Annotated in this window: 13 protein-coding genes and 2 tRNA genes; 5 read left to right on the top strand and 10 right to left on the bottom strand. The window is 43.6% G+C overall.

Annotated features, from left to right (window positions below; all coding sequences use genetic code 11):
* Position 1: 1 nt before the first annotated feature.
* Complete coding sequence (locus tag H7844_05585) at positions 2-604, bottom strand: aminodeoxychorismate/anthranilate synthase component II (GenBank protein MEO5356754.1); 603 nt, start codon at positions 602-604, stop codon at positions 2-4.
* A 36-nt stretch (positions 605-640) separates the two neighbouring features.
* Complete coding sequence (gene trpE / locus H7844_05580) at positions 641-2,128, bottom strand: anthranilate synthase component I (GenBank protein ID MEO5356753.1); 1,488 nt, start codon at positions 2,126-2,128, stop codon at positions 641-643.
* Positions 2,129-2,277: 149 nt separating this feature from the next.
* Here trpE and H7844_05575 point away from each other — a divergent pair.
* A tRNA-Gly gene (locus H7844_05575) sits at positions 2,278-2,352 on the top strand.
* A gap of 163 nt (positions 2,353-2,515) precedes the next feature.
* Here the strand turns inward: H7844_05575 and H7844_05570 are convergent.
* The 5 genes from H7844_05570 to gcvH form a co-directional block, all read right to left on the bottom strand.
* The gene (locus H7844_05570) at positions 2,516-3,082 is read right to left on the bottom strand and encodes a DUF4412 domain-containing protein (protein MEO5356752.1); all 567 of its coding nucleotides are present in this window, start codon (positions 3,080-3,082) and stop codon (positions 2,516-2,518) included.
* 131 nt (positions 3,083-3,213) lie between these two features.
* Positions 3,214-3,570: a septum formation initiator family protein gene (locus H7844_05565; protein ID MEO5356751.1), complete on the bottom strand. Its 357-nt coding sequence runs from the start codon at positions 3,568-3,570 to the stop codon at positions 3,214-3,216.
* An 88-nt stretch (positions 3,571-3,658) separates the two neighbouring features.
* Positions 3,659-4,942, bottom strand: coding sequence for a phosphopyruvate hydratase (gene eno, locus H7844_05560; protein ID MEO5356750.1), 1,284 nt, complete (start codon positions 4,940-4,942; stop codon positions 3,659-3,661).
* Between the two features lie 84 nt (positions 4,943-5,026).
* Positions 5,027-6,412 carry a dihydrolipoyl dehydrogenase gene (gene lpdA / locus H7844_05555; GenBank protein MEO5356749.1) on the bottom strand — a complete coding sequence of 462 codons (1,386 nt, stop codon included), beginning with the start codon at positions 6,410-6,412 and terminating at the stop codon, positions 5,027-5,029.
* Positions 6,409-6,795, bottom strand: a complete 387-nt coding sequence (gene gcvH, locus H7844_05550; protein ID MEO5356748.1) for a glycine cleavage system protein GcvH — start codon at positions 6,793-6,795, stop codon at positions 6,409-6,411. Before gcvH ends, lpdA begins: the two co-directional genes overlap by 4 nt.
* Before the next feature lie 178 nt (positions 6,796-6,973).
* Between gcvH and lptD the strand changes: the two genes are divergently transcribed.
* From lptD to H7844_05530, 4 genes are all read left to right on the top strand, one after another.
* Positions 6,974-8,971, top strand: coding sequence for an LPS assembly protein LptD (lptD, locus tag H7844_05545; protein ID MEO5356747.1), 1,998 nt, complete (start codon positions 6,974-6,976; stop codon positions 8,969-8,971).
* Between the two features lie 101 nt (positions 8,972-9,072).
* On the top strand, positions 9,073-9,816 hold the full coding sequence (locus tag H7844_05540) for an N-acyl homoserine lactonase family protein (protein ID MEO5356746.1): 744 nt from the start codon (positions 9,073-9,075) through the stop codon (positions 9,814-9,816).
* A gap of 167 nt (positions 9,817-9,983) precedes the next feature.
* Complete coding sequence (locus tag H7844_05535) at positions 9,984-10,982, top strand: hypothetical protein (protein ID MEO5356745.1); 999 nt, start codon at positions 9,984-9,986, stop codon at positions 10,980-10,982.
* A 115-nt stretch (positions 10,983-11,097) separates the two neighbouring features.
* Positions 11,098-11,274, top strand: coding sequence for a hydrogenase maturation nickel metallochaperone HypA (locus H7844_05530; GenBank protein ID MEO5356744.1), 177 nt, complete (start codon positions 11,098-11,100; stop codon positions 11,272-11,274).
* A gap of 26 nt (positions 11,275-11,300) precedes the next feature.
* On the opposite strand, the gene H7844_05525 is transcribed toward H7844_05530, so the two are convergent.
* The 3 genes from H7844_05525 to cysE all read right to left on the bottom strand — a co-directional run bounded on the left by H7844_05525 (position 11,301) and on the right by cysE (position 13,559).
* A tRNA-Arg gene (locus H7844_05525) sits at positions 11,301-11,377 on the bottom strand.
* Between the two features lie 77 nt (positions 11,378-11,454).
* Entirely contained in the window at positions 11,455-12,930 is a 1,476-nt protein-coding gene (cysS, locus tag H7844_05520; GenBank protein ID MEO5356743.1) for a cysteine--tRNA ligase, read from the bottom strand.
* Complete coding sequence (cysE, locus tag H7844_05515) at positions 12,918-13,559, bottom strand: serine O-acetyltransferase (GenBank protein ID MEO5356742.1); 642 nt, start codon at positions 13,557-13,559, stop codon at positions 12,918-12,920. Before cysE ends, cysS begins: the two co-directional genes overlap by 13 nt.
* Positions 13,560-13,602 lie beyond the last annotated feature (43 nt).

Below are 13,602 nucleotides of genomic sequence, written 5' to 3'. Positions count from 1 at the left end.
TTTACCTCCCGCCGTGACTGTGCTTAGCGTTAAAAGCTGCGGAGAGCGTAAGGAAATTTGAGAGAATCTCCTTGCCGGCCTTTGTTAGTATAGACTCAGGGTGAAATTGTACACCCTCAAGCGGGTATGACTGGTGTCTGATACCCATGATTTCATCAGCATCAGTCCATGCGGTAATTTCAAAATCATCTGAAAGCGTGTCTTTTTTAATTATCAGCGAATGATACCGTGTGGCTTCAAACGGATTGGGTATCCCCTTGAATATGCCCTTGCCGTCATGATAGATCAGGGAAGTCTTACCGTGCATAAGCCGCTGCGCCCTGACGATATCTGCATTAAAAGCCGCTCCAATGGATTGATGCCCCAGACACACTCCAAGAATCGGAATTTTACTAAAGAAGTTTTTTATTAAATCAACCGAGATTCCCGCCTCATTCGGAGTGCAAGGCCCCGGAGAGATCACAATAGTGTCCGGCTTCAGTTTCTCAATATCACTAACTGTGATTTTATCGTTTCTGAAGACTTTTATAACCTGCCCAAGTTCGCCCAGATATTGAACAAGATTGTATGTAAATGAATCATAATTATCTATCATTAAAAGCATAACAGTTTTAACTCACACAGTTTCCATGTTTTTTGACTAACATCCGCTCTTAGCCATAACAACGGCACGAAACATGCCTTTTGCTTTATTTACAGTTTCCTCGTATTCGTTTTCAGCAACAGAGTCGGCAACGATGCCGGCCCCGGCCTGCACAAATACCTTGCCCTCTGTAATCAGTATGGTTCTAATGGTAATACAGGTATCCATGGAGCCTGAAAAGCCGAAATAGCCGACCGCTCCTGCATAAGGGCCGCGCATTACAGGCTCAAGTTCATCTATGATTTCCATAGCCCGCACCTTCGGCGCCCCTGTTACCGTCCCCGCCGGAAAACACGCCCTTAAGACGTCAAATGAGTCAAGCCCCTCTCTCAGTGTACCCTCCACGTTTGACACTATGTGCATGACGTGGCTGTAGCGCTCCACATCCATAAGTTCGGTAACTTTCACTGTCCCCACAACAGCCACCCTGCCAACGTCATTTCTACCCAGATCAACCAGCATTATATGCTCAGCCCTTTCCTTAGGATCGCCTTTTAACTCGACCTCAAGAGCCAGGTCCTCATCCTCGGAGCGCCCCCGCCTCCTTGTGCCCGCAATCGGGCGCAGCGTGATTTTGCCCTCTTCCACCCTTACAAGAATCTCCGGGGATGAGCCCACTATCTGAGTATCACCAAAGTTAAGATAAAACATGTACGGGGAGGGATTTATCACTCTCAGACAACGATAAACATCAAATGCCTCTATTTCAATATCTGATTCAAACCGCTGTGACACTACTATTTGAAAAGCGTCCCCAGCCCTGATATACTCTTTTGATTTCTCAACAGCCTCGAAGAACTGCCCTTTTTCAGTAAATGAGGACTTATAGCTGTCGGAGTCATTAGCATTTATGGAATTATTGTCAATAGAGAGAGTCCGGTTGGCTACCGGTTTTTTTAGCAGCTCTACAATTGCCGATATTTTCCCGATTGCTTCCTTGTAGCTGTCCTCTGCGGTTTTACCGATAAGGGAGGCGTTAGCCACAACTTTAATAGCCTGTCTCAGGTTGTCAAAAATAACAATAGTGTCCATAAGCATAAACATCGAATCCGGTAAGCCGAGAGACGGTTTTTCTCTTATTGGTACACTTTCAAAAAACTGTACACACTCATAGCCGATGTAGCCGACCAAACCGCCATAAAAGCGCGGCAAACCGTGTGTTTTAACTGCAGTGTACTGAGAGAGCTCTTCCCTTAACACCTCAATCGGATCAACCACCATTTTTTGGGTGGATTTACCGTCACACGTAATTTCAACCTCGTTACCACGGAACTTCATAGTTTTTTTAGGAGCGATCCCTAAAAACGAATACCTGGCCCATTTTTCCCCTCCCATGACGCTCTCCAGCAGAAACGTATTTGGCCCGCATAGTTTTAAGTATGCCGATACAGGGGTCTCAGTGTCGGCCAGAATCTCCGTGTAAACAGGAATCAGATTGCCGTCTTTTGATATTTTTTTAAATTCTTCTATTTTTGGATAATACATATTGACAAACACTGCCGTTTTCCTTTATGATATTACCGTGTTACAAACACAGTATTTACTATAATACAGTGAACGATGATAAAGTTACAAGAGTAAAGTTGCAAACTGTTAAATAATTATAGTAGCATATCTGTGGTGGTACCGGCAGAGCGGGCGTAGCTCAGTGGTAGAGCACAACCTTGCCAAGGTTGGGGTCGCGAGTTCGAGTCTCGTTGCCCGCTCCAATTTTCCCTCTAAATGCCCTCAGCCCGTTAAACCTCTGCATAGGGGCAGCTGATTTCATGGGCGGCTGATTCTGATACGCGCAGGACTGGTTCAAAACCCTCTTATGCTTATAAAATGGTATCCAAAGAAGCGCTCCTGTGACATATATAAAAAAGGTTTAAATTACTTCATATTCATACCGGCGGGAATTTCCATTTTATTGAAACCGGCGGGAACTTCAAAAATATCAGCCGGCTGAGAACCTGTTTTTATATTTTTGTACTCCTGTGACCATGAACCGTCCACCGCCGAGGTTTTAACCGGAAATATAATATCAGAGGCCATCCATTGATATATCTGTTGCTCTTTACCGCCGGACTTATAAGTAACCATGTACTTTGTGCATGAGTGTCCGTCAATGGTTTCCTTACCAACTTCTTTTCTGCTGAGTTCACCATCCACCTTTTCATCAACCATTGGTTTTTGGGTTGAATGTTGTATAGGTGTCTCCATATACATTTTCTGTTTATGAAGAATGCTCCAAACTACCTTTTTATCCTCTCTTGTGATAGTTGAGACTTTTTCAGGAGTTGACATATCCATCCTGATTTTGTCCTTAGTAAAAAACATCTTACCCTCGGTCTTAGTCCCCTTTGCGGTGTAAATCATATCCGCCGAAAAATCCAACGCGTGTGAAACGGCTGAAAACAACAAAACTAATACGAAACTTACCAGCACTCTCCTTACCATAAGAAAGCCTCCTTGTTTATATTTGAAATTAAAAACGTTGGCAGTATAACAAATGTTATCGCTTTTTTCAATACGCACTGCTTTGGTGCAATCTTGTAGTTTGCACCTCAAAGAGCCAAAAAAGATATGTCTTACTTCTTCGCTTTATGCTCTTTAGCCGTTTCGGGATTTTCGTACTTAAAAATATATTCGTCCGGTTTGGCAAGTCCAAGGTCTTCACGGGCCTGCTTTTCGATGTAAAACGGATCGCTGCGTATAACGCCGATTTCCTCTTTTAGCTTAACTATATTTTTCTCAATGTCAGACAAACTCTGCTCAAGTATCCTCTCCTCTTTTTTGAGCTTCATATACCGCAGTACTCCCATCTCATCAAACACCAGATCAAACATTATAAGCACAAAGGCCACCGTAAAGATAAATACAAAAACACGGCTTCGTCTCTTACGTTCCGTCAAAATCTGTGTCCTCAAAAGATTTCTCTTACCCATGAATAATATTCTTTACCGCCTGTCTTAGGAAATAAACAGGGGGGCACTCCGTGCCCCCGCTGCATCATCTATGTCTTATATTCGTTTATTACTTCAGGTTATAGTAGGTATTGCGTCCCTTGTAAATAGCCATGCTTCCAAGCTCCTCTTCTATCCTTAAGAGCCTGTTGTACTTAGCAATACGGTCACTCCTTGAGGTTGAACCGGTCTTAATCTGTCCGGCATTGAGCGCCACTGCTATATCTGCTATGGTTGTGTCTTCAGTTTCGCCGGAGCGGTGGGATATTACAGCCGTGTATTTAGCCTTCTTTGCCATCTCTACGGCATCAAGGGTCTCTGTCAGTGAACCAATCTGATTGACTTTCACCAATATGGAATTGGCTATTCCCTTTTCTATACCCTCTTTGAGAATTGAAGGATTGGTGACAAACAGGTCGTCGCCGACAAGCTGAATTTTCTTGGTAAGCTTATCAGTCAGCATCTTCCAACCTTCCCAGTCGTTTTCACTACAGCCGTCCTCGATTGAAATTATCGGGTATTTGTCGCAAAGACCGGCATAGTAGTCAACCATTTCGGCCTTTGTAAAGGTTTTGCCCTCACCGGCAAAGTTATACTTGCCGTCCTTATAGAGCTCTGAAGAGGCTACGTCCAGTGCGAGATAGAAATCCGTACCCGGCTTATACCCGGCCTTTGAAATTGCTTCTACGATAATTGCAAGAGCTTCCTCGTTTGACTTAAGGTTGGGAGCAAATCCGCCCTCATCACCGACTGCGGTGGAAAGTCCCTTGTCATGCAGGATTTTCTTAAGAGTATGAAACACCTCGGCTGAGCTTCTAAGAGCCTCGGCAAATGTGCCTGCCCCTATCGGCATTATCATAAACTCCTGAATATCAACGTTGTTGTCGGCATGGGCGCCGCCGTTTATAATGTTAAGCATAGGAACCGGAAGTTCCTTGGCATTTACGCCTCCAATGTACTTATAAAGAGGAAGGTCACACTCCTCAGCCGCCGCTTTGGCTACCGCCAGGGATACTCCAAGTATTGCGTTTGCCCCTATCTTAGACTTATTGTGCGTTGCATCGGCCTCTATCATTATTCTGTCTATCTGGGCCTGATTTATCGCCTCCTCGCCTATTACCTTGGATGCCAGCACCTTGTTTACATTATCGACAGCCTTAAGCACACCCTTACCCAGATACTTGCTCTTATCTCCGTCTCTTAACTCAACAGCCTCTCTCTCTCCGGTTGAAGCACCACTTGGCACGGCGGCACGCCCTGCTGCTCCACTTTCCAGTATTACATCAACCTCCACCGTGGGGTTGCCCCTTGAGTCCATTATCTGTCTTGCATGTACTGCTTCAATCTTTGACATTATCCCTCCGTTAGTTTTTTTATTAAACTATAAAACCGGCATCTCTGCGGCTTATTTCAAGCAACCCTTAATTTTATATCACGGTTATTTTTTAGGCATATGAATAGCGTGTCCCAACACATCCTCGGCTGCCTCCATAAGTCCCTCGGCAAGGGTCGGATGAGCATGAATGGTTTCTGCCAAATCCTGCACTGTTAATCCGTTTCTCATGGCTACCGCCGCCTCATGCACTATGTCTGAAGCGTTTTGCCCTATTATATGCACTCCAAGTATCCGCTTGCCTTCCTCATCGGAGATAACTTTAAAAAGCCCCGATATCTCACCCATGGCGTGGGCCTTACCCAGTGCCCGGTACTGGAATCTGCCGACACGGTACTGCAAACCCTTTTCCTGAAGTTGATGCTCACGCATTCCTACCGAGCCTATCTCGGGATGTGTAAATATCCCTCCCGGCACCACCGTATAGTCCATCTCCTCGGTGTGGCCCATTATATTGTTTGCCGCTACGATGCCTTCTTTTGAGGCTGTATGGGCTAACAACATTCCGCCCGTAACATCCCCTATAGCATAGATATCAGGGTTTGACGTCTCCATGTACCGGTTTACTTTTATCTCACCGCGTTTGCCGGTCTCAACACTTACCCTGTCCAGCCCCACTCCCTGTGAGTTGAAAGCCCTGCCGATAGTTACCAGAAGTTTCTCCGCCGTTAAGTCCTTCCCGTTAGATAAAGATACCCTAACGCCTGAAGTCTCTACCGATACCTTTTCGACCTTTATGCCGGTATAGAGCTTTATCTTCTTTTTCTTTAACTCTCTTTCGATAGTCTGGGAAATCTCAGGGTCTTCCGTTGTAAGGGCTCTGGGCATCAGCTCCACCATCGTTACCTCCGTGCCGAATTCCTGATAAATACAGGCAAATTCACACCCCATAACCCCGGCCCCTACTATTATCATTGAGGAGGGAATTGAGTTAATCTCCAGTGCATCCGTGCTGTTTAGAATGTTTTTACCGTCAAAGGGAAATATTGGAATCTCCGCCGGCCTTGAGCCGGTTGCCACTATGAATTTATCGGCGGTAAGGGATTCCACCCCGCCGTCCTTTAATGATATTCTTATTTCCTTTTCAGATATAAACTCTCCGGCGCCTTCTTTTAGCTTGACTCCCCAGCTTTTAAATAAACCCCTTATTCCTTTAACCTGTATGGATATGACCTCATTTTTCCGCGCTAAAATCTTTGACGGATTAGGTTTAACTTCTCCGGTCAAGTCTATACCGAAATCACTGAGATGTTTGGCTTTGGAGTATGCCTCCGCTGAGGCTATGAGAGTCTTTGTCGGGATGCAACCCTCATTTAAACACGTACCACCCACCTCTTTTTTCTCGATGACTGTTACATCAGCCCCCATCTGAGCGGCTTTTAGTGCCGCTACATAACCGCCGGGGCCGGAGCCTAATATAGCTACTTTCATCCCTCTTCCTCTTCTATAAATTTCTCATACTCCGGCAAATCCATAAGATCGTCCAGCTCCGACTCATCGCTTATCTCCACCACAGCTATCCAGCCCTTACCGTACGGGTCCTCGTTTATCACCTCAGGTGCATCCTCAAGCTCTTCATTTACACTAACCACTGTGCCGCTTACCGGGGCTATGACCGGTGAGGTTGCCTTGGTTGATTCTATCTCAGACATCTCCGTGTTAGCCTCCACTTCGCTGTCCACCTCCGGCAAGTCAAGATAGACTATATCACCCAATGCGTCCTGCGCATAATCCGTTATGCCTATCGTTGCTTTCTTACCTGAAAGACTCACCCATGTATGTTTCTTATGATAACGAATATCCTCTGGATTCATCTTATATACCTCCTGAAAAATTTTTTTCCCGTCTTATATTTTTGGGCATACAGTTTCTTATCATACCTATTATATCTTTGTCAACAAAAAAAAATGGCTACGTGTAATGTAATAACGAAAATGTCGGATAACTATCGAAAAGCACAAATTTGTTTGGATTTCGGGAATAAAGGAGTAGTTGATAAAAAATTATATAGATATGTTAAAATCAAGGCGATTTATGTTAAAGAGAAATCTGTCTTGCATAATTTTGTTGCTTTTTCTTTTTTCCGGCAGAGCCGTAGCAGCTAAGACTATTGAGGCTGACAAGCTTGAGTACGACGGTGATAAGAGAATATACTATCTTTACGGAAATGTGATTCTAACGCAGGACAACACAACTCTTACCGCCGATTTTGGCCGGTATGATGAAAACACATCTTTTGCTTATTTTTCAGGTGCAGTTTTTTACGAGGACCCTGAGGTTAAAATGGAGGCCGATGAGGCAGTTATTTTAACCGACAACAAAACCGGAACTCTCAGGAGAGCCAATATGGTTTTCAAAAAGGACGGTTATTATGTTAAGGGTGAGACCATAGTAAAACGGGGTGAAAATTCCTATTATGCTGAGAAAAGCTCCTTTACAAGTTGTGATACTCCGGTTCCGGCCTGGTGTTTTTATGCTGATACGGCTGATATTTTGACAGAAGACAGACTTCTGGCTAAGGGTGTGTTCTTTAAAGTAAACGATACCTCAGTGTTGTACACCCCGGTTTATCAGGCGGGACTAAAAAGAAAAAGCGGATTTCTGATGCCCTCCTACGGTTACAAAAAAGGTAAGGGAACTTATCTCGATCTTCCTTTTTATTATGTTATTTCAGAAAACCGCGATTTGACTGTTAACATCAACACCTATACGCGCCGTGGCACAGGAGAAGGGCTCGAATACAGGTACATAGAACATGGCGGCATTACCGGCAGCTGGTATATTTATCATTTAAGCGACAGGGTGGATGACAAAGAGTATCTGCAGATTAAAGGTGAACATAAACAGTTTCTCCATGATTTTTATACAAATTTTAATGTAAATTATCTCAACTCAGAGGATTATTTCAAAAAATACAGCCCTAATATTCAACTAAATGTATCGCGCTACCTCCAGTCATCCGGCGACATCGGCTATGCCACGCCTAAAACACGCACCTATCTGCTCTCACAGTTCCAGGTTGACCTTCAGTATTATACGAAAAATGTATCGCAAAAGATCCCTGAGTTAGGCTTTACAGTTCACCCCACGGAGTTTTTTCAATCATCCCTGTTTTCAATGAATTCATCAATAGCCAATTTCATATCCGAGCAGTCGGTTAAAGGACAGCGATTTGACCTCTACCCCAAAATACATCACTCATTTGGAGACATGGCACGCTTTACACAGGCAGCAGGGGTACGGAGCACCTTTTACGATATCTCTCTTAACAGACAGGCGGGTTCGTACAACAGCATGGAAAATATCGCTCTAACTTATGGCGCCTCCTTAGACACCACACTTGTCAAAAACTATGGCAGCCTAACCCACGTAATGCAGCCGGCTGTTTCATATAACTACATCTCCAGTGGTCTTGACACCACGGACAAGTTTACCCTGGATTCAACCGAGTACTTTAAAAAAACCTCAACCGCCGAAATATCACTTATGAACTATCTCAGGGATAAAAACGGTACGTTTTTGTACGGAAGAGTTTCCGAGGGATATGACACTTCCAAAGAGACAAACAAACTTGAACCTGTGAAATTTCAATTCGGCCTTGTGCGCCCTCTTGTTATAAAGGCGGAGTCATTGTACGATTTCAATGACAGCCGGTTGAAAGCAATTAACTCCGAAATGATTTTTAGAATTATTAAAACAGATTTTGCAATAGGTGAGAGATACAACAAGGACAATGACATAATGTACATGACAAGCGGATTGGGATTTAATATAACAAAAGAGCTCAGACTCAACACAGCAGCCTGGTATGACGCCAAGACAGACCGCCTTGGTTACCTTGGCATTTCCCTTCTGTACATGAAGCAGTGTTGGGGACTAGGTCTCCTTTACAGCCAAACCACTGACCAATACGGCATATACCTTTCAATTGAACTTAAAGGTGTAGGAAAATATGAGTTACTAGGCAGCGGCCAGTCAACTGCTCTGTAACTGAGGTATGCACAGTGTCCTGAGTTAGGACAAGGCATGTTTAATTCAGATTTATACGGTGAATTGGTATAATCAAAAAAAAACCCCGAGGAGGCTCCGGTATGGCACAGTATAAGATACATCCCATAGTGATGGGTTCAAAACTGTTTGATAAAACCATGATGACCTACCAGTACGGCTATGGCCGGATGTTTACAATACCTATATATGGCTGGTTGATAGCAGGCGAGGGCGTTAAAATCCTTGTAGATACCGGAGAGATTGCTCCAGATAAGACCCCTGCACGGGAGAAACTTCTCGGTGCTAAAGTATATGCTTTCGAGGAGGCTTTGGCAAGGTGGAATCTCTCCCCTTCTGATATAAACATCATACTCCATACCCATCTGCATAACGACCATTGCGAGAATGACGATAAATGCGTCAATGCTGATATATACGTCCATGAGAAAGAACTTCAGACAATTCATCAACCCCACCCGCTGGATTTCCGGTACATGGAGGACTACATACTTGAAGTGGAAGAGCGCGGGCAGTTTAAAGTGCTCACAAAAGACACGGAAATACTGCCCGGCATCACTATGTTTCACACACCTGCACACACCGCAGGGGGCATGAGTGTGATAGTTGAAACAGCAGCCGGTAAGGCCGTCATCACAGGGTTTTGCTGTATTATGGAAAACTTCAATCCCCCGTCCGCTATACGCGGTATGGACATGGAAGTTATCCCGCCCGGTACCCATATAAACGTTTATGAAGCATACGATATACTTGTTAAGATTAAAGCCATGGCAGATATTCTCTTACCCCTTCACGAGCCGGAATTTGCCAATGTTGACACAATATAGCAAGTATAAACGGCACCCTATGCCGATAATGATACCGAGTTGCATTCAGAAGCATAACGCGGCGGTAAGGAGCCGGCGACACAGGCATACTTTTTCGTGCGCTGAGGAGCTTGTGACAAAACCGACAAAGTTAAACGATTGAATGCAACTCGGTATTAGGCGATTGCATGCAGCTCGGTATAAAACCACTTCACACAGGTACTAAAATCCTGATAGTCTTTATATTTATCAGTGTGGTGTGGTTTGCAATTTTGAACTTTGTAAGTGTATCTTATTTCAGGGGAACTCTTGAGGAAATTTTAAAAGATAGAATGTCTGTTGCTATCAGGCAATATGCACAGAATACAGCTTGCGGGCTGCCTGAGTATGTTATGTCAAGTAACAAACAGCTTACTGAAAAATCCCTGGCTTTATTAACTGAGGAATATATAAGCGGGACTAAAACCTACTTTTATGTAAAGAGTGCTTATATAGAAAATAAAATAAAGGATTTTGCCATTATTGTGCTGGGGATAGAGTCCTCACTGTTTCTTTCCCTTATTCTTATTATGTACTTGATTATTTCTAAATTTGTAAGAGACATCGAGGGTAGCGGTAAGTTTCTTAATCTGCTTCTGATGTCTTTTAACCATAAGATTGGAAACTTTATCTCGATTCTAAAATTAAATATTGAAATTCTAAAAGAGAATCCTTGTGAAAAAAAGGCGGTGCAAAGGCTTTTTACAACAACAGAGAAAATAGAAATAGATTTAAAACGCTCATTTAAAATGCTCAGGGAAAAGGGGAAAACAGCAAAAGAAAAGATTAATATCAGGGACTGTATATTTGAAGCCATAGAGTTTTTTGGTTTGTCTGACATTAAAAGTGTTTTCCACATGAATGTTAAACCGTTTATAATTTATGCTAATCCCAACGATGTCGGAGACGTTCTGTATAATCTTATAGATAACGCCCTGAAGTACTCAGACGGCTGCATTAATATACGGACATCATCAGATAACCGTTATGTTTATGTGTTTATACGAAACGAGCTTGCGGTAAATTCGCTCAGAGGCTCGGGACTTGGCCTTGAAATAACAAACAATATCCTGAAACGCTGCAATGGAAAACTGCTGTTGCGTCAAAAAGGCAAATACTATCTCACATACGTATGCTTTCCTAAGTAAAGCATTTACATCCTCTTAAATATAAATATTCTATATGAGTTGACGAACTAAATTAAGCTATTATAAAATTAAGATGAGAGCAGCAGATTAAACTAAAAATAAGGGAGGCACACAAATGGAGATAACAAGAGGGACATTTGATTGTATGGGATGTGGTGAGACTTTTATAGCAACATATATAAACGAGAAGCCTAAGACGTGTCCAAGCTGTAAGAGCGGCAACATCAAACTGGTAGGCGAGAACAAAGAGACTATGGGTGGCGGCGGTTGCGGCTGCGGTTGTGCACATTAGGCCGTAAACTGATAAAAAAGGTAATATGGTGCGCCTGAAGGGATTCGAACCCCTGGCCCATTGCTTAGAAGGCAATTGCTCTATCCTACTGAGCTACAGGCGCTCCTCTTATTTACCTGCTCCTTAACACACAATGTACTTTAACACATTTAAAACAAATAAGTAAAACACTGCCGAACACTAAATTTTAACCCGCCAGTGAGTTCCATCTGTTTTATCCTCAAGTGTTATGCCCATGTGTTCAAGCTCTTTTCTTATTGCATCTGATTTAACAAAATCCTTTTCTTTTCTGGCCTCATGCCGTTTATTGATTAATTCACTGATTGTCTCTTCAGTAATTTCTATTTTTCTGGTTCTGATAAGAGAGCGATACCAATCCTGCGGCGTTTTTTGAAAGATATTCAAGACGCCTTTTAACTCATCAAGAGTTCCTAAAGCAAGTGTTATAAGCTCATTAGCCTTGTTGCCGGATGGTCTTTTATCCAGATAACGGTTGATTTCACGAATCAGCTCAAATATGCAGCCAACGGCAAGAGCGCTGTTTAGGTCATCGTCCATGCTCTCGTTAAAGCTGTTTTTAGCAGTTGTAATAAACTCTCTGAACTCTTCCTCAATTCCTGCCGGTTTGTCTTTTTTTGAAGTAACACTCAGAAATTCAGAGATTCTCAGCACAGTTGAGTAGTACCTGTCTATGGAGGCCTCGGTTTGGGCAAGCTGTTCGGGTGAAAACTCTATCGGGCTTCTGTAGTGGGTTGAAATCATAAAAGCTCTGAGTACCTCTGCATCAAAGTCCTCAAGTATATCCCTGATTGTAAAAAAATTACCAAGTGACTTTGACATCTTCTCCTTGTCAATAGTGATAAAGCCATTGTGGACCCAGCAGTTTACAAATGGTTTACCGGAATGAGCCTCGGACTGGGCGATTTCATTTTCGTGGTGCGGAAAAATTAAATCAGCGCCTCCTCCGTGAATATCAAATGTGCTGCCCAGGTATTTCATAGACATGGCGCTGCATTCGATGTGCCAGCCGGGTCGTCCCTGTCCCCACGGGCTGTCCCATGAGGGCTCCCCAGGCTTAGAGGCTTTCCACAGGGCAAAATCCATTGGATTACGCTTTTTTTCATTAACGGCAACACGGGCGCCGGCCTCCATAGAGAGCAAATCCCGCTTTGAAAGCTGCCCGTAACCGGAAAACTTCTCAACTTCAAAATACACATCCCCTTCCACCTCGTATGCGTATCCTTTATCAATTAGGCCGCTGATTATTGTCAGAATCTCTTCTATGTGCTCTGTGGCCTTAGGTTCAATATCGGCGTTATCCACGCCAAGGGCTGCCATGTCCTCGTAGTATGCCTTAGTAAACTTACCGGTTACCTCCTGCCACGGCACACCGAGTTCGTTAGCCCTGTTGATTATTTTATCGTCTATATCGGTAAAGTTTTTAACAAAAGTTACGTTAAATCCCCTGTATTTTAAATACCGCCGCAGCACATCAAACACGATTGCACTTCGTGCGTGTCCGGCATGACAAAGGTCATAGACCGTAACCCCGCAAACGTATATGTTTATCCGGTTTTCGTTTATCGGTATGATTTGTTCCTTTTTGCCGGTTTTAGTGTTATAGAGTTTCAGAGTTAAACCTCCTAATTTCTTGATTGTAGTTCCGTTTTAAGTTCATGAATTAACCTTTCCATCGCCTGAAGTCTTTTTTCAACCGGATCGGGCAGTTGGTTGTGATCCAGTGCATCGGTTGACTCATGAGCAATATGGTGTCTGTCTTTAACGACTTTCCCAGGTACTCCAACCACAATGCTGTGGGCGGGAACCGGATTGAGCACAACTGAGTTTGCCCCTATTTTAACAAAATCTCCTATCACAATTGGTCCCAGCACCTTTGCCCCAGCCCCTACCACTACATATTTGCCCAGAGTCGGATGGCGTTTTCCTTTTTCTTTACCTGTACCACCGAGAGTGACACCCTGATATATGAGGCAACCCTCTCCAATTTCCGATGTTTCACCTATTACCACCCCCATGCCGTGGTCTATGACAAACCCAGGTGCAATGCGGGCTGCCGGATGAATCTCCACTCCTGTAAGAAACCGCCCCACCGTGGAGACAAACCTTGATAGCACAACAAGCCCTGCTCTGTAGAGCCGGTTAACAATCCTGTATATGACAACGGCATGAAAACCGGAATGATTCAGGATTACGTCAATAACACCGGCGGCGGCAGGGTCCTTTTGCAACAGTGACCGAAAATCTTCCTTTATTTCCTTAAAAATACTCATTTATTAAGTATATCGTGTTAATCCCTGAAACACAACT

This window comes from Nitrospirae bacterium YQR-1 (assembly GCA_039908095.1).
In the GTDB taxonomy this organism is placed as follows: Bacteria; Nitrospirota; Thermodesulfovibrionia; order Thermodesulfovibrionales; family Magnetobacteriaceae; genus Magnetomonas.
Note: the sequence above shows the minus strand (reverse complement) of the source record. Positions and strands in the feature narration are given on the sequence as shown.

Coding starts and splice junctions, on each gene's coding strand:
- gcvH (MEO5356748.1), bottom strand. CDS start 6,795: ATGAATCCAGAGGATATTCGTTATCATAAGAAACATACATGGGTGAGT.
- trpE (MEO5356753.1), bottom strand. CDS start 2,128: ATGTATTATCCAAAAATAGAAGAATTTAAAAAAATATCAAAAGACGGC.
- H7844_05585 (MEO5356754.1), bottom strand. CDS start 604: ATGCTTTTAATGATAGATAATTATGATTCATTTACATACAATCTTGTT.
- H7844_05570 (MEO5356752.1), bottom strand. CDS start 3,082: ATGGTAAGGAGAGTGCTGGTAAGTTTCGTATTAGTTTTGTTGTTTTCA.
- H7844_05565 (MEO5356751.1), bottom strand. CDS start 3,570: ATGGGTAAGAGAAATCTTTTGAGGACACAGATTTTGACGGAACGTAAG.
- H7844_05535 (MEO5356745.1), top strand. CDS start 9,984: ATGCAGCTCGGTATAAAACCACTTCACACAGGTACTAAAATCCTGATA.
- H7844_05540 (MEO5356746.1), top strand. CDS start 9,073: ATGGCACAGTATAAGATACATCCCATAGTGATGGGTTCAAAACTGTTT.
- lpdA (MEO5356749.1), bottom strand. CDS start 6,412: ATGAAAGTAGCTATATTAGGCTCCGGCCCCGGCGGTTATGTAGCGGCA.
- eno (MEO5356750.1), bottom strand. CDS start 4,942: ATGTCAAAGATTGAAGCAGTACATGCAAGACAGATAATGGACTCAAGG.
- H7844_05530 (MEO5356744.1), top strand. CDS start 11,098: ATGGAGATAACAAGAGGGACATTTGATTGTATGGGATGTGGTGAGACT.